This is a genomic window from Bradyrhizobium sp. LTSP885 (assembly GCF_000938305.1).
Taxonomy (GTDB): domain Bacteria; phylum Pseudomonadota; class Alphaproteobacteria; order Rhizobiales; family Xanthobacteraceae; genus Bradyrhizobium.
In genome coordinates, this window is the sequence record NZ_JYMT01000042.1 from 672,642 (window position 1) to 692,200 (window position 19,559).

General features: G+C 62.5%; 18 protein-coding genes and 2 pseudogenes. 12 read left to right on the forward strand and 8 right to left on the reverse strand.

The window, feature by feature from the left end:
• The first annotated feature begins 36 nt into the window (after positions 1 to 36).
• Positions 37 to 1,491, forward strand: a complete 1,455-nt coding sequence (locus tag UP09_RS32225; protein ID WP_044542339.1) for an MmgE/PrpD family protein — start codon at positions 37 to 39, stop codon at positions 1,489 to 1,491.
• Between the two features lie 16 nt (positions 1,492 to 1,507).
• Here UP09_RS32225 and UP09_RS32230 read toward each other — a convergent pair whose 3' ends face one another.
• Genes UP09_RS32230 through UP09_RS32240 form a run of 3 tightly spaced genes read right to left on the reverse strand, consistent with a single transcriptional unit; the run spans position 1,508 to position 3,250 of the window.
• Complete coding sequence (locus tag UP09_RS32230; protein WP_044542340.1) at positions 1,508 to 1,909, reverse strand: nuclear transport factor 2 family protein; 402 nt, start codon at positions 1,907 to 1,909, stop codon at positions 1,508 to 1,510.
• A 15-nt stretch (positions 1,910 to 1,924) separates the two neighbouring features.
• On the reverse strand, positions 1,925 to 2,632 hold the full coding sequence (locus UP09_RS32235) for a VOC family protein (protein WP_044542341.1): 708 nt from the start codon (positions 2,630 to 2,632) through the stop codon (positions 1,925 to 1,927).
• Between the two features lie 51 nt (positions 2,633 to 2,683).
• Positions 2,684 to 3,250, reverse strand: a complete 567-nt coding sequence (locus UP09_RS32240; protein ID WP_044542342.1) for a hypothetical protein — start codon at positions 3,248 to 3,250, stop codon at positions 2,684 to 2,686.
• Positions 3,251 to 3,503: 253 nt separating this feature from the next.
• Between UP09_RS32240 and UP09_RS32245 the strand changes: the two genes are divergently transcribed.
• Both UP09_RS32245 and UP09_RS32250 read left to right on the forward strand, forming a co-directional pair.
• A complete protein-coding gene (locus UP09_RS32245; RefSeq protein WP_044542343.1) occupies positions 3,504 to 4,394 on the forward strand; it encodes a LysR family transcriptional regulator in 891 nt (296 codons plus the stop codon).
• Positions 4,395 to 4,574: 180 nt separating this feature from the next.
• Positions 4,575 to 4,793 (forward strand): hypothetical protein, encoded by a 219-nt coding sequence (locus tag UP09_RS32250; RefSeq protein ID WP_156164878.1) that lies wholly within the window; start codon positions 4,575 to 4,577, stop codon positions 4,791 to 4,793.
• A 31-nt stretch (positions 4,794 to 4,824) separates the two neighbouring features.
• Here the strand turns inward: UP09_RS32250 and UP09_RS32255 are convergent, their stop codons facing one another.
• Together UP09_RS32255 and UP09_RS37915 are read right to left on the reverse strand one after the other, a co-directional pair.
• The gene (locus UP09_RS32255; RefSeq protein WP_052833273.1) at positions 4,825 to 6,270 is read right to left on the reverse strand and encodes a sensor histidine kinase; all 1,446 of its coding nucleotides are present in this window, start codon (positions 6,268 to 6,270) and stop codon (positions 4,825 to 4,827) included.
• Between the two features lie 63 nt (positions 6,271 to 6,333).
• Positions 6,334 to 6,714, reverse strand: coding sequence for a hypothetical protein (locus UP09_RS37915; RefSeq protein ID WP_156164879.1), 381 nt, complete (start codon positions 6,712 to 6,714; stop codon positions 6,334 to 6,336).
• A 469-nt stretch (positions 6,715 to 7,183) separates the two neighbouring features.
• Here UP09_RS37915 and UP09_RS32265 point away from each other — a divergent pair.
• A pseudogene (locus tag UP09_RS32265) lies at positions 7,184 to 7,871 on the forward strand (Crp/Fnr family transcriptional regulator).
• 44 nt (positions 7,872 to 7,915) lie between these two features.
• Here the strand turns inward: UP09_RS32265 and thrS are convergent.
• Both thrS and UP09_RS39095 read right to left on the reverse strand, forming a co-directional pair.
• On the reverse strand, positions 7,916 to 9,127 hold the full coding sequence (gene thrS, locus UP09_RS32270; protein WP_052833274.1) for a threonine--tRNA ligase: 1,212 nt from the start codon (positions 9,125 to 9,127) through the stop codon (positions 7,916 to 7,918).
• 374 nt (positions 9,128 to 9,501) lie between these two features.
• Positions 9,502 to 9,720, reverse strand: a complete 219-nt coding sequence (locus tag UP09_RS39095; protein ID WP_082070367.1) for a GCG_CRPN prefix-to-repeats domain-containing protein — start codon at positions 9,718 to 9,720, stop codon at positions 9,502 to 9,504.
• A 304-nt stretch (positions 9,721 to 10,024) separates the two neighbouring features.
• Between UP09_RS39095 and UP09_RS36510 the strand changes: the two genes are divergently transcribed.
• From UP09_RS36510 to UP09_RS32295, 5 genes and pseudogenes are all read left to right on the forward strand, one after another.
• On the forward strand, positions 10,025 to 10,912 hold the full coding sequence (locus tag UP09_RS36510) for a helix-turn-helix domain-containing protein (RefSeq protein ID WP_156164880.1): 888 nt from the start codon (positions 10,025 to 10,027) through the stop codon (positions 10,910 to 10,912).
• 71 nt (positions 10,913 to 10,983) lie between these two features.
• Complete coding sequence (locus UP09_RS32280) at positions 10,984 to 11,781, forward strand: enoyl-CoA hydratase/isomerase family protein (RefSeq protein WP_044542346.1); 798 nt, start codon at positions 10,984 to 10,986, stop codon at positions 11,779 to 11,781.
• Positions 11,782 to 12,112: 331 nt separating this feature from the next.
• A pseudogene (locus tag UP09_RS32285) lies at positions 12,113 to 12,931 on the forward strand (chromate resistance protein ChrB domain-containing protein).
• The gene (gene chrA, locus UP09_RS32290) at positions 12,928 to 14,319 is read left to right on the forward strand and encodes a chromate efflux transporter (protein ID WP_044542347.1); all 1,392 of its coding nucleotides are present in this window, start codon (positions 12,928 to 12,930) and stop codon (positions 14,317 to 14,319) included. Before UP09_RS32285 ends, chrA begins: the two are co-directional and overlap by 4 nt.
• Positions 14,320 to 14,373: 54 nt before the next feature.
• Entirely contained in the window at positions 14,374 to 15,093 is a 720-nt protein-coding gene (locus UP09_RS32295) for a superoxide dismutase (protein ID WP_156164881.1), read from the forward strand.
• A gap of 26 nt (positions 15,094 to 15,119) precedes the next feature.
• On the opposite strand, the gene UP09_RS32300 is transcribed toward UP09_RS32295, so the two are convergent.
• Positions 15,120 to 16,193 carry a Cj0069 family protein gene (locus UP09_RS32300; RefSeq protein WP_044542349.1) on the reverse strand — a complete coding sequence of 358 codons (1,074 nt, stop codon included), beginning with the start codon at positions 16,191 to 16,193 and terminating at the stop codon, positions 15,120 to 15,122.
• Between the two features lie 235 nt (positions 16,194 to 16,428).
• Here UP09_RS32300 and UP09_RS32305 point away from each other — a divergent pair, with 235 nt between their 5' ends.
• The 3 genes from UP09_RS32305 to UP09_RS32315 all read left to right on the forward strand — a co-directional run bounded on the left by UP09_RS32305 (position 16,429) and on the right by UP09_RS32315 (position 19,377).
• A complete protein-coding gene (locus UP09_RS32305) occupies positions 16,429 to 17,172 on the forward strand; it encodes a sulfite exporter TauE/SafE family protein (RefSeq protein ID WP_044542350.1) in 744 nt (247 codons plus the stop codon).
• A gap of 323 nt (positions 17,173 to 17,495) precedes the next feature.
• The gene (locus UP09_RS32310) at positions 17,496 to 18,122 is read left to right on the forward strand and encodes an HAD family hydrolase (protein WP_044542718.1); all 627 of its coding nucleotides are present in this window, start codon (positions 17,496 to 17,498) and stop codon (positions 18,120 to 18,122) included.
• A 43-nt stretch (positions 18,123 to 18,165) separates the two neighbouring features.
• Entirely contained in the window at positions 18,166 to 19,377 is a 1,212-nt protein-coding gene (locus UP09_RS32315; protein ID WP_044542351.1) for a molybdopterin molybdotransferase MoeA, read from the forward strand.
• Positions 19,378 to 19,559 lie beyond the last annotated feature (182 nt).

The window sequence follows — 19,559 nt, forward strand, 5'->3', positions numbered from 1 at the left end:
CATCATGGCGCCTCATTCCAATCGGTGAGACGCAGAATGAAGCGACGCGACGTCCTAGGATTGCTGACGACGGGCGCAATCGGCATTGCGCTGCCGCCTCCCCGCGTCTATGCGCAGGCCGCAGGGCCGCAGATGGCCGCGCTCAGTAACTACATGAGCGCCGCATCGCAACAGAGCCTTCCCGCCGACGTCGCCGGGAATGCCAAGCACCATGTGCTCGACACGCTCGCGGCGATGATCTCGGGATCGCGGCTGGCGCCGGGCCAGGCGGCGCAGCGCTACATCCGGGACGTTGCCACCAAGGGTGACGTCAAGGGTGACGTCACGATCGCGGCGAGCAACCTGAGGGCGCCGCCGATCGATGCGGCGCTCGCCAACGGCGTGATGGCCCATGCCGACGAGACCGACGACTCGCACAACGCATCGCGCTCGCATCCCGGCTGCTCGGTGGTTCCGGCAGCACTGGCGCTGGGCGAGCGGCTCAGTGTCAGCGGCGAGCATTTCCTTCGCGCCGTGACCCTCGGCTACGACGTCGGAACGCGCGTGGTGCTGGCGATGGGCGGCGCCAAATTCAGCTACGAGAATGTCATGGACACCCACAGCGTCGCCGGAACGTTCGGCGCGTCGGCCGCGGCCGCCTGCACCGCCGGCCTCGACGCACAGCGGATGCGTTGGGTGCTCGACTATGCCGCGCAGCAAGCGTCCGGCTACATCGTCTGGCGACGCGACGTCGACCACATCGAGAAAGGCTTTGTCTTCGCCGGCATGCCGGCGCGCAACGGCGTCACCGCGGCGCTCCTGGTGCGATCGGGCTGGACCGGAATCGACGATGTGTTCTCGGGTCCGGACAATTTCTTCCTGGCCTATGCGCCGAAGGCTGACCCCGGGCAGCTCACCGACAAGCTCGGCGAACGCTACGAGATCGCGCTGACCGACATCAAGAAGTGGACCGTGGGCTCACCGATCCAGGCCCCGCTCGACGGGGTCGCGGCGATCCGCGGCAAGCACCCGTTCCGCGCCGATCAGGTCCAGCGCCTGAAAGTGCGCGTCGCGCCGTCGGTCGCCGCGGTCGTCGACAACAGGGACAATCCGGACATCAGCCTGCAGCACATGATCGCCGTGATGCTGCTCGACAAGACCGTGTCGTTCCAGGCGGCGCACGACAAGGCGCGGATGAAGGATGAAGCGGTCCTGCGGCAGCGCGCGAAGGTGAACCTCGTCGGGGATGAGGACCTCGCCAAACTTCTGCCCGCGCGCGTCACTGTCGTTGAGATTGATCTGACCGACGGCACGCATCTGTCCGAACGCGTTACCGACATTCGCGGCACAGTCGCAAATCCAATGACCCGCGCAGAGGTGACCGACAAGGCACGAAGTCTGATTGGGCCGGTGCTGGGTCGTGACACATCCGAACGGCTGATCGAGACCGTCTACGCAATCGAGACCGTGAAGAACATCCGCGATCTGGGTCAGCTGCTCCGCCGCCGATGATCTCCGGCGGCCGCGGTCAAGCCGGGAAACTGTCGCCGAACATCGGCAGGCCGCTGCGCGATTGCTCGCGCGTCGCCTCGTCCTGGATGACGTCCCAGTGCTCGGCGAGCACGCCGTCCGCCATGCGCACGATGTCGGCGACCACCCACGCCGCCGGCAGGCCGTGACCGCTGAACCGGCCATGGAGGATGACGAAATCACCGCTCGCCGCCGCGACGTGGTTCTCGTAGCGCAGCGTCGCGGGCAAGCCCTTGACCAACTCGAACAGCCCGTCCCGGCCGGGCGCAATATGCGCGCTGTGCTGGATGTAACGCGGCGACCAGAAGCGTTCGGCGGACGCGTAGTCGCGCTTGTTGAACAGCGTATCGAAGGCATCAAGGACGATCCGGACTTGTCCGTCTTCATTGGATGTGATCATGGCCGTGCTCCCTCATCATGGCTTGCTGGTGTCGGAATATCCCAGGCTGCCGACGATCGATGCCCGGCGGGACAGCTCGATCCAGTTGCCGTCGGGATCGAGGATCATCGAGATCCGCGCGACGTCGCCGAGCGTGATCGGTGCAAGGCCCTCGCGCACGCCCTTAGCTCGCAGCTCGTCATGCACGGCATCGATATCTGCAACCTGCAGGGTGATGTAGCGCCAGCCACGAGCCTGGCGAACCGGATCGACGGTCGCGGCGCGGTCTTCCCTGAGAAGAACGAGGCTGTCTCCCAACCGAAAGGCCGCACCGCCCGACCAGGGTTGTTCGGCAAAGCCGAGGATGTCGCGATAGAACCTGCGGTGTTCGCTCAGCGACCGCACCGCCATGGCGACGGCGATCTGGGTGATGCCATCATGCCCCGGCGGTACCAGACTGATACGATTGCCATCGGGATCGGACATGGCGCGCGGTTCTCCGACGCCCGCTCTCGCAACCATCAGCTCACGGTAGCCGCTCGGCCCTGAATCCGGCAGCGGCTCCAAATGGTGGTTGAGCTTGATCACCGATCCGTCGGCATCGTGCCGGTACTGTTTCTGCCCGCGGCGAACCGGCAGCACATGATCAAGGCGCAAACCGACGTCCTGCTGCCAGAACCGCAGCATCGGCTCCAGATTGTTTGTCGAAAGTCCGACGTCGATGACCCTCTTCGCCAGTTGCATCCGCCGCACCCTTGCTCGAACGACGTAGTCTATCGCTTCACAAACCCAAAGCTACTTCCGGACCAGCGGGATCTGCAAATTGGTCGGGCGGTTCTGCTCGGTGTCGAAACCGCGGCCGTCGACGTTGCGTGCGCCCCAGAACAGCAGGTCGCCCCTGAGATAGACCAGGTCGTATTCCATGAAGTTGGTCCCTTCCTTGAGACCGAACGGGACAAACGACTTTCCGAAGATGCTCTGGGGCGCATTGACCGCCCATGGCACGTATCCGGCTGTTGCGACCTTGTTGAGGATGTCGGCAAAGCCCTGCACCAGCGGCGTCACCTCGTAGCTCTCATCGGCAACGAAGTCGACCTTCTGCGCGCCCTGGGCGATCGGATGGGCCCCCTGCCACAGCATGTGCCCGCCGATCTTGATCCGCGCCAGCGGCACGGCGCCGTTGGGGTCAGCGAAGTTGACGACATCGAGTTCGAAGCGATCGGACGGCAGATATTTGAAGGCGCGCTTGAGATAGAACGGCTTGAGCGAGCCGTCCGGGTTCTTGCTCGGCCTGATCTCGGGCGTGATGCTCTCCCAGTTTCCGAGCAGCGCCTGCTTGATCTTCGTGACGTCCGTTTCCATGCCACCTCTCCCCGGTTGATTGTTCGGCGACTGCGCCGCGGCTGTGCCAAGTCCTGTGCCAAGTCCCGTCATCACCAGAAAGAGCAACAGCGACGCTCTCAAACCCCAGCACATGCGCACACTCCCGTGCCTGCCAGGCAGGCCGTCCGTATCAGGCGCCTGTGTCTATAGAGAGCGCTGGCGAGCCCTAGAAAGACTTTGTAAGCTGGGCCCATGCCTGCGAGATATGGCCACGAGACATTGGGAGATTGTGATGGAGCTTCGGCATCTCCGCTACTTCGTCGCCGTCGCCGATGCAGGCAGCTTGACGGTCGCTGCCGAGCAAAAGCTGCACACCTCCCAGCCCTCCCTCAGCCGGCAGATCCGCGACCTCGAAGCGGAGGTCGGCGTTCCCCTGATCACCCGCAGCGCGCACGGCATTGAGCTGACGGCGGCCGGCAAGGCGTTTCTGGATCACGCCCGCATGTCGCTGCTGCAGGCGGAGGCGGCCAAGGAAGCGGCGCTGCGCGCGGCTCAGCCGCCGAAGCCAACATTCACCCTTGGCTTTCTGTCGGGCGCCGAAATCGATCTGCTGCCGGAGGTCAACCACGTGCTGCGCGAGGCATTTCCCGGCATCGACATCCGCCTGTCGAGCGATTACTCCCCCGTGCTCGCCAAAGCCTTGATGCGGCGCAAGCTCGATGCGGCCTTCATGCGGCCGGAAGAGAACATGGCGGATCTGGCCTTCAAGCGCGTACGAACCGATCCGCTGGTCTTTGTGTTTCCGAGCGACCATCGCCTCGCCGCGCAAACTTCGATCACGCCGCAGGAGATCGTGAACGAGACGTTCTATCTTCCATCCAAATCCGCGCCTGCGGTGCGCCGGGTCGTGCTGGACTATTTCAACCGCGTCGGCATCGACATCAGGCCGGAGCACGAAGTGCACAACGTCGTCCAAGCGATCTCGATGATCACCTCGACGCGCGGGGTCATGCTGCTGCCGGCCTACACCAGACGCTATCTGCCTGAAACAATCACCACCCGCCCGGTGCAGGGAGCAGCCCCCACGCTTGACCTGGTGATCGCCTATCACAAGGCGAACAATTCGCCGATCCTGAAGCTGCTGCTGTCCCGGGTTGACAGGCTGGGTCTGGTGCCTGCCTAGGAAGTGCCTCGGCTCCGGGGCGGAAGCCGAGGCACCAGTTCGACTTACCAATGCCACAACACACGTGGCATTGCTCTAACGGCAAGATGCCCTGTGCGTTCCTATCGCTCTCGGATCGTGGATCGTTGTTGGCCTCTGGCGGTTGTGTCACCAAATCATCATGACAGTCAGGAGGCACTTATGACCCCCTCAGCAGAACCAGAAGTGAACGACCGCGTGGTCTGGACCCGCGGTAGCGTCGGGCTCTCCGGGATCGTGACGGGCGCTCTCATCCTGAACGGCGCTGAGCCGGGATGGCAGCAACTGTTGGCGATACGCACCCAGCACGGCACGTTTCACGAGTTTCCCCGCAACCTGCGCGTCATGCCGAAGATGATGCCGGCCAACGCACTGTTGTAACCGCAGACTGCATCGTGCGTGGCAGGCCGGCCTATGCGAGCGGCAAGGCGATTTCGCAGGTCAGCCCTTCGGCGCGCCAATCGAAACGCACCTCACCCTTGAACTGGCCGATCATGTTTTCCATGATGCGTGTGCCGAACCCGCGGTGCGTGGGTGGCGTGACGGTTGGCCCCTCGGACTCGACCCAGCACAGGCTGAGCCTTCGGTCTGCCGCCAGGGACCATTTGATTTCAACGTGACCGCCCGCCGCCGACAGCGATCCGTATTTTGCCGCGTTGGTCGCGAGCTCATGCAGGGCGATTGCAGCAGTCTGAGCCGTACTCGGCTCCAACATGACGGCCGGGCCGTCAATTCGCACGCGCGTCTCGCTCTCCCCGCTGTAGGCCAGCAGTTCTTGCGTGACCAGACGGTGGAGCTCGGCTCCCTCCCAGCGGGATTCCACGAACAACGTATGGACCTTTGCGAGCGCACCAATGCGCCCCTCGATCAGTCGCTTGAGATCATCGGACGTATCGGAATGGGAAAGCCGCACCGTCGCCAACACCGTGGCCAGGATGTTCTTTGTGCGATGCTCGGCCTCACGCGCGAGATTGACGATCTGCGCCTGGCTACGTTTGTGCTCGGTGATGTTACGCGCGATTTTCGCTGCGCCGACGACCTTGCCCTGCGCATTTCTGACCGGCGAAATGGTCAGGGAAATGTCGATCAACCTCCCATGCTTGCATTGGCGAACAGTTTCATAATGTTCGACGCTCTGGCCGCGCCGGATTTGCCCCATGATCGCGGCTTCCTCTTTCTGGCGATCTGGCGGGATCAGAACCGCGATTGGGTTGCCGACGATTTCCTCCGCAAGATAGCCAAAGATGCGTTCCGCGCCGCCGTTCCAGCTCGTGACGATGCCATCGAGGTCCTTGCTGATGATTGCGTCGTCGCTTGATTGGATGATGGCAGCGAGCCGCAGCGCCGCCTCCTCACCGCGTTTGCGCGCGGATATATCCTGGAAGCAGTTGATGGCGCCGACAATGTTGCCGCCGCGATCCTTGATCGCCTCGATGTCAACGAGCGCGATGCCGCGTGAGCCGTCGGGCCGCTCGATGTGGATCTCCTGGTCACGGACGGAAACACCGGTGCGCAACACATCTGCCATGGGGCATTGATGGTGCGGGAGCGGACTGCCGTCGGGGCGAAACATACGATACGATCCGCAAAACCGTTCGTCAGGATGTCCCGGTTCAGGCGACCGGCCCCATAGTTCGGCAGCGCGGCGGTTGTAGCGAAGAACGAAGCCATCCCGGTCGCAAACATAGATCGCAAACGGCAGTTGCTCGAACAGCCGCTCGGGCACTTCGAAGCCGTCTTCGTCGTCGCTCAAACCAAGGGCGACGCCGGCAGCGATCGCGACCGTATCCAGCTCGATCGAGGTCGTCAGGGGTTCAGCCTGAAAGGAGCGTGGCGCATCTAAAGGCGTTTCGCTCATTGTGCAGTAACCTCAGTCGTATCAGGATATCGATGATCTCGAGAGGACCGTATCCCGCGTCTGTCATCTCGATTTGGCGGTTTGTGGTGCAAGCGCGCGCTTCATGGACGCATACACCCTCAATTGTGCTGCGTTACGAAGTGCATTCTGCCTCGCCTCGCCTTCAGGCAATTGTCTCGCCTCGCCGGCGCGCGCATCTGCCTGCTCATCCAGATGGTCCGCCGTCAAAAATACGACTTTCGTCCTGTTACGCTTTCTAGGAATCATGTCGGTGAGCCTGACTTTCTTTCGAACCATTCGAGCGGTTCGGATTGCGATGAAGCCGATACAATTTGCATTTGATCGACGTGGCCGCAGCTTTTGCAGCGCAGCGTCCAATGCTCGTGCCCAGGTCGCGAAGCCGTGATGCGCTGCACCGCTGTCGCGCCCGCACATCGCTGGCATCGTGGGCTCGACGGTATCAGGATTGGTGATGGGGCTATTTGAGCAGACATCCTGATCTCCTGGGAGTTGCCGATTCTAGTCCGGAGATTTAAGCTCGCCGCTAAGCCAGCCTCTCGCGTCGCCGCTCATGGGGTCGCTGACCAACAGGGTCCGCTGGGCACGGTCACATTTGGGGCACTCGAACGTGCGGAGTTCATGACCCGCCGAGCCCGGCGCAATGCGGGCCAGCCGGGTGCGGGTCTCGCAGTGCCAGCAGCGCGGGCGCTCTATGACGCTAAGCGGCGGACCGGTTGGTAATTTGTGAAAGCCGAGCATGCCGCACCCCTTTCTGCCCGGGCGGGTGCACAACACATTACCGGACATCAGCCGCGGACCGGGCGATGTTCTCCCCTTGCAGATCGGTCCGCTGGTCAATATTGACCACACGGGAACATTTTTAATATGGCATTGGTGGTCCTGAGGAGGACTCATGAAGTCAGCGAAGCGAACGTTCGATCCTCAGGCTTTTCTGGCCGCGGTCGGGACCGGAAAAGCGATACGGAAGTACCGCAAGGGTCGGATCATCTACGCCCAAGGCGAAGAGGCTGATCAGGTTTTTTACATCCAATCGGGCAAGGTCAAGGTGACCGTTGTTTCCGAGCAGGGAAAAGAAGCCGTCGTCGGCATCTTGGACGCTGCGCAGTTTTTTGGCGAGGGATGTCTGAATGGTCAGGCGGTCCGCATCGGGACCGCGAAGGCGATCGAGGAGTGCCTTATCACCTCAATCACGCGAAAGGCGATGCTGGCGGCGCTCCGCAAGGAGCCAAGATTTGCAGAACTCTTCGTGACTTACCTGGTGACCAGGAGCAACCGCATTGAAGAAGATCTGATCGACCAGCTGTTCAATTCGAGCGAGAAGCGGCTCGCCCGCCTTCTGCTTCTGCTCGCCAATTTCGGCAAGGATGGCAAGCCAACGGCAATCGATGCTTCGATCAATCAAGCAACCTTGGCGGAGATGATCGGAACGACCCGATCCCGGGTGAGTTTTTTTCCTGAACAAATTTCGCAAGCTGGGATTGATCAGCTACAACGGAAAGATCGAGGTGCATCGCTCTCTGCTGAACGCGGTCCTGTATGAAAAACCTCAGCTGGAAAGAGACGTAGAACCCGCCGAATAGATCGGATGATTGGGTAGCAATTTCTGCGACCGTCGCAGCACATCTTACAACGCTTCCGCCACCACCACGCCCGGCCGGGCCCTCGCCTGCAGGCGGGACACCGCCTCGGCCAGCGGAATGTCGGCCTGTGAGCCGTCGCGCTCGCGCAGGCTCACCCGGCCGTCCTTCATCTCGCGCGGGCCTAAGATGGCCATCACCGGGACCGCCATGTCACGCGCCGCCACAATGCGCCGCGACAGGGTGTCGGCGCCGTCATAGGCAACGGCCCTGATCCCGGCATCATCGAACGCCGCCATCACCTCCGCGCCGTATCCGGCCTGGTCTTTCGAGATCGGCATGACCGCGACCTGGTCCGGCGACAGCCAAAACGGCAGCACGCCGCCATGGTGCTCGAGCAGGATCGCGATCATCCGGCCGAGCGATCCGAAGATCGCATGGTGGATCATCAGGGGCGTCGCGCGGCTGCCATCGGGCGCGATGTAGGACGCCTCGAGCCGCTGCGGCAGCACGCCGTCGAGCTGCACCGTGCCGCACTGCCATGATCGGCCGAGCCGGTCGCGCAGCGCGAACTCCAGCTTCGGTCCGTAGAACGCGCCTTCGCCGGGATTGATCTGAGGCGCGAGGCCGCATTGCCGCGCGGCATCGCCGAGCTTCGCCTCCGACCAGTCCCAGGTCGCGTCGTCGCCGGCGCGCACCGCCGGCCGAGTCGCCAGCGCGACTTCGTAGTCGGGGAAACCAAGATCGCGGTAGACCTCGCCCAGCAAAGCGATGAAGCACGCGACTTCGCCCTCCACGTCCTGCTCGCGGCAGAACACATGGGCGTCGTCCTGCTCGAAGGCGCGCGTCCGCATGATGCCGTGGAGCGAACCGGACGGCTCGTTGCGGTGGCAGGCGCCGAACTCGGCATAGCGGATCGGAAGCTCCCGCCACGACCGCAGCCCCTTGTTGAAGATCTGCACGTGACACGGGCACGACATCGGCTTCAGCGCCATCGCCGCTTCGCCGTCGTCGAGGCGGAACATGTACTCGCCGAACTTGTCCCAGTGGCCGCTGCGCTGCCAGAGCTCCTGCGGCAGCAGTTGCGGCGTCCGGACCTCGGCATAGCCGGCGCGGCGCATCTTGCCGCGAACATAGTCCTCCAGCACCCGGTAGATCGCGGTGCCGCGCGGATGCCAGAACACCATGCCCGGTGCATCTTCCTGAAGGTGCCAGAGCTTGTGCTGTACGCCGAGATGTCTGTGGTCGAGATCGTCCATGGCTTCATTCCTTGTGAGGGGACCAAGCGCGGACGGGGATCATCAAACACAGAAAAGGCCCCGTCCGTCGCCGGCGGGGCCTTTTCTGGGTGAAATACGCTTGTCTCTAGCGCGCGCAACCAGAAGGCGACCCGCCGTAAGCGGTCGCGGTGCTGGTCGATGCGGCTGATCGAAGCGCGTTCATGCCGCATATATGGCGGCAAAACGCTCGGGCGTCAACGCCCGGACGGCTTGGCCTCGCGCTGGATGCGAGAAGCGAAGAGGCCGCCTGTTGAAGCGGCCTCATTCCGGTGAATGAATCTGTTCAAGCGAAAGTCATTGCGCCGTTTGCATCGCGGGCGCCGACCGCGCCGCTCAAGGCGAGTTGCTTCAACCTATAAGCAACGCATTGTCCCGTCGGGCATACGAGTGGCAGTATGGCCCGTCTTTCTCAGACACCAATTTTGATTTTGGCCACCGAAGACGCAACGTCCCCATCCATTACGGTGACCGTTTGGACCGCAGCCGCCCAACGCCAGAGCCGGCGTAGCCACAGACCAAATGACGATCGAAAGAATAGCCAATCCGAGTAACGCAGCAGAAAGTTTTTTCATGACTACCTCCACGTCTCACGCCATCACAATAAATGGCAATCTGCTATTACCACCAGCGACTGCGCAATCATAGGTTCGCGTCAGCAGCAAATCGCAATTGCGGTGACAGTCCTCCTGTGCCAACGCCCACGGGGCCGTCTGCTTTCATCTCGCGCGGACGGGCAAAACAGACGCCCTCGTTAGAAAGAATGGCATGTGAACCGCATTACATCTTTTGCGGGCGTGATCTGCTAGGTTTGCGCCGCTCTAGTTGCGGTTGATAAGATGGCACACGTAAATAGGCGAAATTCGGGATTCTGCGAACTTGGCAGCAAGCGATCAACAATGGCCGACCGGGCCATCTCAGGTGGCCGAAGATGGCGACACCGTCTTCGCACGCCCCTCCTTTTATGCCGAGTTCGCGCCGGCCGAAGACCACGGCAGCTTCGTAGACTCGATTTACGTCCTGAAAGATCGCGGACAACTGACTGAAAGCCGCCTGGCGTTCGCCTCGCCGTTCAGAGAACTCGCCTTCATCTTTCCAGAATCTGCATCGGGTTCCGGACACAGCGGCAAAGTCGTCTTGAACGAACCAAACGGCGGTCATCGAAAGAAAGGCAGAACGTTCTTCGGCTGGATCATCGGCATAAAGTTCAAGCCGACCTGGTCAGATCCGTTGCATACGGACAACCCGGCCATTGTTGCGTGTCAGAACTCGCTAGCGCGGGTCACAAAAGGAAGGCCGTCGTGTCTCGACGTCCTCGATCATTTGGACCAGGCCTTACTCGCACTTTCACAGCAGACCCGGCACGGCTCAGTCGTGAGTGACGACCGTTTTGAGACGTCGCACGACCGAGTTGGCAACCTTGCAAATCACGTAGGGGGAACGGTGCGAACGCTTCACAGGCGAATGACGGCATCGACCGGCTTTCCGCCGAAGCGCTTTTTGGCAATGCAGCGGTTCCGTCGTTCAGTGTATGAAATTGCGACGGGAGGTGTCGGACTGTCGGTGATCGCCTCTGATCTGGGATTCTCCGATCAGGCACACCTGACCAGGGAATTTCAGCGGCACGCCGGCGTTTCGCCCGGGGCATTCAAGCGGGCATGGCAAGGACGGCACGCCCGGGCTGTCCGATTTCTTCAAGACACTGGTCGATTCGCTCGTCTAAGGATCGCGGTGTGGCCCATTGAGACCAAAACAAACGCCGGTTGAGCCACTAGGTTCGATCCCTCGTCCGATGGGGGCACCACAAACTCACGTGATCCTGAATCAGAGGACGTCCGATGCCCTGGACCATTGAGCGCAAGCACCCGCATGTGGCGGTGGTGACCATGAATACCAACAAGGTCAACGCGCAAAATCCGGCTTTCTTCGCCGATCTCCATGCAGCATTCGACCGTCTCGAAGCCGAGTTCGATGATTGCGCCGTTGTCTTGACCGGATCGGGTGCGGTCTTCACGGCAGGCCTCGACTTTGACCATCACTTTCCGTTGTTCGCGCGCCGATCGCTCGAGGAGATTGACGCCTGGTTCGACGCTTATCGCGCTACGAACCTGCGTCTGTTCACGTACCCAAGACCCACTGTGGCGGCAATCAACGGCCACGCCTATGCCGGCGGGCTGGTTACTGCGCTCGATTGCGATCACCGGATAGCTGGCGAAGGTCCGCTCCAGTTCTCATTGAACGAGGTGCCCATCGGCATCCCGATGCCGGCCGTCTACTGCGAGATCATCAAGCACGCGGTCGGCCCGCGCGCGGCATTCGAATTGACCTTGTTCGGTCAAATCTACGATCTCGCGGCCGCGACCCGAATGGGCATTGTTCAGCAGACGGTCGCACCGGATAAGTTGCTGGTCGCGGCCGTCGCATGGGCCGCCCTGGTGCCTCCGGATTGCTATACGGCTTATGCTTTCTCGAAACGCGCGATACAGGCAACCGCCATGGTAGCTATCGACAATGCCGCTCGCCTTGATCGAGATTGGCTATCGCGCGGCATGTCGGATCTCGGAAGCATCCGTGCTCACGCACGACGCTACAAGGAACTGAAGGGCAAGGACATCACTTGGCCACTGCCCGTCTAGAGATGGTTCCTGCGTCTGCTTCGGTCTAAAGCGCCGGTTTGATTCCCTCGCCGGCCGTTTGCGCTCTGCCCCGATCGGCGGAAATCACAACACTGGCCCGACTGGTCCGTTACGACTCGCAATAACAATCGCGCTCGTCCGGGTGCGACGCCCCTTTGCTCAGTTCCGTGACGACTGTTGTAACGACCACTTCGCGATTCCTTGAGACCGTTCCCGCACACCGAGGTTGACACAGCGAACGGCAGGGTTTCTATTTGGGGCACGGGGAAGTGCGATCTCCCCGCGAGGCGACATGCCCAAGAATCGCGTCCTGGTTCACCAAGGGCGCATCATGTCATCATACACTGCAATCTCATCCGAAAAACTATCCCGACTTATTGGAACGGCCAACGCGCCGGCCCTCATCGATGTTCGCATTGATGAGGATTTCGCCGCCGATCCGCGGCTGATACCCGGCGCGGTGCGCCGATCGCATCTCGACGTCCAGGACTGGGCCTCGCGCATGACCGGCCAGTCCGTCGTTGTCATTTGCCAGAAAGGGAAGAAGCTCAGCGAAGGCACCGCCGCGTTGCTGCGCTGTGCCAGCGTCGAGGCCGAAGTCCTCGAAGGCGGGCATCTCGGCTGGACGGGCGCGGAACTGCCGGCCGTCCCGGCCGACAAGATTCCCAAACGTGACGGACGCGGCCGCACGGTCTGAGTCACGCGTTCGCGCCCCAAGATCGACCGCATTGCGTGCCCGTGGCTGATCCGCCGCTTCATCGATCCCGCCGCTGTCTTCCTCTTTGTGACGGCCCCTGAGGTTGAGGCGGTCGCCGAGCGCTTTGGGGCAACACCGTTCGACATCGAGAACGTGTTCTGGAGCCATCGCGGCGAACTCTGCACGTTCGACGTGATGGTCCAGGAATTCGGGCTCTCGACGCCGCCGCTGGAGCGGCTTGCGACGATGGTCCGGGCCGCCGATACCGGGCGGCTTGACCTCTCCCCGGAGGCGCCCGGATTGCTCGCGGCATCGCTTGGCCTGTCGCGGATGTATGACGACGACCTCGAACAGCTGAGCGCCGGCCTTCTCCTCTACGACGCCTTCTTTCGCTGGTGCCGCGACGCGACCAAGGAGACGCACAATTGGCCGACCAACAAGGTGAAGCCATGACTGAAATCGCGGCCAACGAAAAAGTGCGCGTAAGGGAGTACGCGCACGGCATCTCCTTCAATGAGGCGCTGCGGGTCTGGATTCGCGTGGCGATCCTGAGCTTCGGCGGACCGGCCGGCCAGATCGCCGTCATGCACCGCATCCTCGTCGAGGAGAAGAACTGGATTTCGGAAGGGCGTTTCCTGCATGCACTCAACTACTGCATGCTGCTGCCCGGGCCGGAGGCCCAGCAACTCGCGACCTATATCGGTTGGCTGCTGCACCGGACCGCCGGCGGCATTGTGGCGGGAGGACTGTTCATCCTGCCCGGCATCTTTGCCATCATGGGGCTCAGCTACATCTATGCCGCCTACGGTAACGTGGGTTTCGTCGAGGCCCTGTTCTTCGGCCTGAAGGCGGCGGTGCTCGCCATCGTCATCCAGGCGGTGGTCCGCGTCGGCAAACGCGCATTGCGCAATCCAATCATGATCGGCATCGCTGCGGCCGCCTTCGTCGCGATCTTCTTTTTCGGAGCCCCCTTCCCGCTTATCATCATCGCAGCCGCCATCATCGGCTTCGTGGGGGCCCGGCTCGGCAGGCCGGAATTTGCAGCCATCGAACACGGCGGCAAGAGTTCGGCTGCAATCGATAGTATGCTCGGCGAAGCTGTCCCGGATCACGTTCGACCGAATGCGATGCGCACGCTGCGGGTTGCCGCAGTCTGGCTAACGCTCTGGCTGGTTCCAGTCTTCGTAATCCTTCTCGCTCAGGGCCCAAACGACGTGTTTAGCCAGATCGCGATCTTCTTCAGCAAGATGGCGATGGTAACGTTCGGCGGAGCCTACGCGGTGCTGGCCTACGTCGCGCAGCAGGCGGCCGAATACTATCACTGGGTAAGCCCACGCGAGATGCTCGACGGCCTCGGCATGGCGGAGACCACGCCCGGGCCGCTCATCATGGTCGTCCAGTTCGTGGGCTTCATGGCCGCGTTCCGCGAAGCCAGTGGACTATCGCCGATGCTCGCCGGAACGCTCGGCGGGTTGCTGGCGACGTGGGTGACCTTCACGCCGTGCTTCCTCTGGATCTTCGCCGGGGCGCCCTACATCGAGGCGCTCAGAGGAAACAAGGCCCTCGCCGGCGCCTTGTCCGCCATCACTGCGGCGGTCGTGGGCGTCATCCTCAATCTCTCGATCTGGTTCGCACTGCATACGCTGTTCCGGCAGACCTTTCCGGTCCATGGATTCGGCCTGTCGTTCGACGCGCCCGTACTGAGCAGCGTCGACCTTCCGGCGCTTGCCCTGTCGCTCGCCGCGGCCATCGCGATCTTTCGCTTCAAGGTGGGGATGCTGATCGTCCTCGCCGCGTCATGCATCGCGGGCGTCCTGATGCGTCTGGCCGGCGTCATCTGAAAAGCTGAGGTTCAAGACGGGGACATCGGGGGCGGCGAACAAATGGAGGACCTAATGACAGTGAACAACGAGCGCCGGGATTTCATCAGAGGCGTTGGTGCGGCCGCGGCATCAACTGCGATTCTTGCGGGGACACCTGCCCTTGCGCAGGCCATTCAGGAGACAGGAGTAAGGCCAATGGCGTACCAGGCCAAGGGGATGCCGTTCGATCCGAAATCCATCACCGGCATCTCGGAGAAGGTTCTCGTCAGCCACTACGAGAACAACTATGTCGGCGCCGTGAAGCGGTTGAATGCGATCGGCGCGCAGCTCGCCGAGCTCGATTTCGCGAAAGCTCCGAATTTCGTCATCAATGGACTGAAACGCGAGGAGTTGATTGCCTCGAACTCGATGATCCTTCACGAGATCTATTTCGATGGGCTCGGCGGTGGCGGCAGCGCGAAGGGGCCGCTGATCGAGGCGATCGTACGTGATTTCGGCAGCATGGAGCGATGGCGCGCCGAGTTCGCCGCGATGGGTAAGGCGGAAGGCGGCGGATCGGGTTGGGTGATCCTGTCCTACTCGCCGCGCGACAAACGGCTCGTCAACCAGTGGGCGGCCGACCATACGACGACGCTCGCCGGCGGCCGCCCGGTGCTCGTGCTCGACATGTACGAGCACGCCTATCACATGGACTATGGTGCCGCGGCCGCGCGCTATGTCGACATCTACATGGAAGCGATCAAGTGGGACAACGCCGCAAAACTGTACGAGCAATATAGCCGGGAAACCTAGATGGGCACGCGTCGCAGCGGCTCCTATCAGCCGGAACCCGCTCGTTGGTTTTGAAGGATGCGGTCCTTGACCGTCCGCGCTATCGCCGCCGGCGCCTCGTCGGGGATTGCGAAGCACGAACTCGCGTTGATTTCGCAGAGGACGTGGGTGTCCGCGCCCGCCGAATCCCGTGGGCCGTAGAGGAAATCCGCGTCCCAGATCACCGGCAGCGACGCTTCATCGATATCAAGCGTTTCCATCAACTGCGGGGTCCATTTATCCTCCATCGACCTTCGCAGTGTCTGGAACAGCGAGGCATCGGGCCCATGCATCATCCGCGACCCCGGTTGCGCTTCAGGCGCGTCCGGGCCTTCCGCCGGGGGCGGCATCAAGGCCTTGATCAACTGATGACCGAAGCCCGCGACCTTGGACCCGCTCATGTAGCAGCGGATCATTCCTTCGGGCAGACGGGGCTGGAACGCCTGGTCGATGATGCAGCCGCCCCATCCGAAATACGACTCGCAGCGGGCGATGAACGAGTCGAGCGGCATCTCCTCGGGCCGGCTGCCCCGCAGCGCATGGAGCACCCGGACCTCCGTGTCCGTATCCGGCAAAGCTTCCACCTTCCAGACGCCTTGGCCTCCGTTCCCACGGTTTTGTTTGATCACCCGCGGGCCGCCGGCCCGAAGGCGCGACGGGAATTCGATGCGGAAGGCGTCTGCGCTGTCATAGCGATGCGTGTCACCGCCCCAGCCCAAGTGGCGCGTTCGGTAGAGCACCTCCTTGACGCCCATCTTCAGAATGATGTCGGGATCTGCGCTCACCCAAGGGCCCTGCGCCGCGATCTCGCGCAGCAACGGATCGAGTGCCGAGCGCGTCTTGCCCTGGTGGATCGGGTCGACCCAGACCAGGACGCCATCCACCGCGAGCAGTTCGTTCCGGACCGCGTCGGCGAAGGCTTCGTCGTAGACAACCGGACGGGCCTCGATGCCGACAGCGGAGAGCGCTTCGAAGACGCGGATGAAACGACTGTTTTGCGGTGTTGCGTCCCGACGTGCGGTAGCGTCTCCACGCGAAAGGATTGCAACGGTCTTGTGGTGAGGAGAGTGTTCGGTGTCCATGCGCAAGCTCCACGACGGATCGCGTGTCGCGCAGAGCTTGGACGGAGAGGTCTGACGGGGAGTCTGCATTGTCCCCACGACAAGTACTTTACGCGACATCGCAAGCAGGTTTCAAGACGGAGATTGCTTCGCTTGACCGTGCTCGGTAATGTCGTGACAGGGGATCATTGGAGCCTCCCCGTTTAGATGGGCCTTCCATCCAAGCGCTCGCCACCTCGTTCGGGGGAGCGACTCTATGGATGGATTTTTCTTTGCGCTCTTTGCCCTCGCCGCCTTCGTCGGCGGCTTTGTCAGCGGCTTTTCCGGTTTTGCGATGGGCCTCGTCGTATCGGGCGTATGGCTGCACATCCTCACGCCGATACAAACCGCCACCTTGATCGCCGGCTACGGTCTGCTCACGCAGGGTTATGGCATCTTCAAGCTGCGCCATACAATCGACTGGCGGAAGGCTTGGCCGCTCGCGCTTGGGACCGTCATCGGCATCCCGATCGGCGTCAGCATCCTGGCTTACCTCGACCCCACCTACCTGCGGTTCGGCGTCGGCGTGCTGCTTGAGCTTTACGCGATTTACGGCCTGACGCGGCCGGTATTCGCTCCGATGAAGATTGGAATCGGATCTGACCTGGCGATTGGCGTTTCCAACGGCCTGCTGGGCGGCCTGACCGGCCTCGGCGGCATGATCTCGACGATCTCGTGCCAATGGCGCGGCTGGCCCAAGGAGGTGCAGCGCGCCGTGTTTCAGCCGGTGCTGTTCATCGCGTTCGTCGTGATCTCGATCTCTCAAGCGGCTGCCGGCTCAATCACCAGAGACACGTTGGCACTGTACGCGTTGGGCATTCCATTCATGGTCGCCGGTCTCTGGTCTGGCTTCAAGCTCTTTGGAAAAATCGACGATGAGACGTTCCGCAAGTCGGTCCTGGTGCTGCTGCTGTTCGCCGGACTGTCGTTGATCGTGTCGACGGTGCCCCATGCGGGGTGAGTTGCCGGCTCCGCGCGTTCCCGCCGGAAATCACGATCACTGATTTGCCCGCGGCACAAGATCCCGCGACAGAAGTCATTTCGTTTTTTTGTAAAGCTCGGACAATCATGTCGCGAGAATGTTGGTGTATGACTCGCAGGTCGCGCCACAAATTCGGTGTCGTCCCGGGCTTGACCCGGGACCCATAACCACAAATGCCGATTGTCGCGCGCCGCTGGGGCTACAGCTTTTTTCGACAACACAACCCTGTGGTTATGGATCCCGGCTTTCGCCGGGACGACAGCGTTGATGTTGCGCATAAATTTTCGTACACCGTTCCCGCAATGACCTCCTCCCTTTCCCCCAATTCCGTCGACGTGCTGCTGTTCGATATCGGCCGCGTCGTGCTCGACATCAGCTTCGGCGAGGTGATGGCGCGCTGGGCGCAGCACGCCGGCTGCGTGCCCGCCGACCTCGCAAAACGTTTCGTGGTCGACGACAGTTTCAAGCATCACGAGATCGGCCGGATCGACGACGCGGCATTTTTCGCGAATCTGCGGAGCTCGCTCGGTGTCGACCTCACCGACGCGCAGTTCCTCGAGGGCTGGAACGCGATCTTCACCGGCGAGATGACGGGCATCCGCCCCCTGCTCGCGAACGCCGCAAAGCGGATGCCGTTGTATGCCTTCTCCAACACCAACCCGGCCCATGTCGCGCATTTCTCGGCGGCCTATGCCGACCTGCTCGGCCACTTCCGGACCGTCTTCCTGTCCTCGACGATCGGCCTCCGGAAACCCGACGCCGAGGCCTATGATCATGTGGTAAAAGCGATCGGCGTGCCGGCGTCGCGGATCCTGTTCTTCGACGACTCGGCTGCCAATATCGAAGGCGCGCGGGCGCGCGGCCTTCAGGCCATCCACGTGACATCGACGGATGACGTGGCAAGGGCGCTGACCGCACTTGGAATTTAAGAAACTTGGAATTTGAAGACTTGGAATCTGAGGAGCTTTGCCCGTGGCCTTGATGCCGGTTGCCGATGCCCTCGCCGCCATTCTCGCAGGCGCCGACCCGCTGCCCGAGGAGATGGTGGCGTTGGATGCCGCCTATCACCGCACGCTGGCGCGCGACATCGCGGCGCGGCGCACCCAGCCGCCGCAGCCGATGTCTGCGATGGACGGCTATGCGGTGCGCGCGGCCGATGCGTCTGATCTCTCGGCCCGGCTCAAGGTGATCGGTGAGGTCGCGGCCGGCCGGCCGTTCGAGCGGAGCGTCGGCGCCGGCGAAGCGGTGCGGATTTTTACCGGCGGCGTGATCCCCGATGGCGCCGATGCGATCATCATCCAGGAAGACACCCGCACCGACGGCGGCCACATCACCATCACCGAGGCCGCCGCCAAGGGCCGGCATATCCGCGCGGCCGGCGTGGATTTCCACGAGGGCGATGTGCTGCTGGCAGGCGGCAGCCACCTTTCCGACCGCGCGCTGTCGCTCGCGGCCGCGATGAACTATCCGGAGCTGCCGGTGTGCCGCCGTCCGAAGGTGGCGGTGTTGGCGACCGGCGATGAACTCGTCATGCCCGGCTCCCGCCCCGGCCTCGGCCAGATCGTCTATTCCAACGGCTATGCGCTGCGGGCGCTGGCCCGCGCCGAGGGTGCCGAGACCGTCGATCTCGGAATCGCGGCCGATACTGTGGCGTCGACCACCGCGGGGATCCGCCGGGCGCGCGACGCTGGGGCCGACGTCCTGATCACCACCGGCGGCGCCTCGGTCGGCGACCATGATCTGGTCAAGCAGTCGCTGGAGGCCGAGGGCGTCAATATGGCGTTCTGGCGGATCGCGATGCGGCCGGGCAAGCCGATGATGCATGGCCGGCTCGGGGCAATGCGGGTGATCGGCCTGCCCGGCAATCCGGTGTCGTCCTATGTCTGCGCCTTCCTGTTTCTGGTGCCCCTGATTCGCAGCCTTTGCGGCCGCAAGGCGGTTCATCATGTCCGCGAGCGCGCCCTGCTCGGCCGCGATCTCGCAGCCAACGACCAGCGCGAGGATTATCTGCGCGCGCGGCTCGAGCAGCGCGACGACGGCACGCTGATCGCAACGCCGGTCACGCAGCAGGACAGCTCGCTGTTGGGAAATCTCGCTGCGGCACGGGCACTTTTGATCCGCCCCCCGTTTGCGCCCGCCGCCGCCAAGGGCACGGCGTGCGAGATCCTGACAATGCCGGAGTGAGGCTTTCGCAGTAGCCGCGCATCGGGAGTGCCAGTTACGTTCACCTGAAATTAAGTGGTTGCGGAACACATATCGAACATATAGTGTCCGTTCATGATTTGTTTCGAGTACTGGTGTCACCAAATGGGAGTCCATCTCGGAGTTTCGCGCTCCCGAGATCCGGCTTTCTTCTGAAGTCTCGG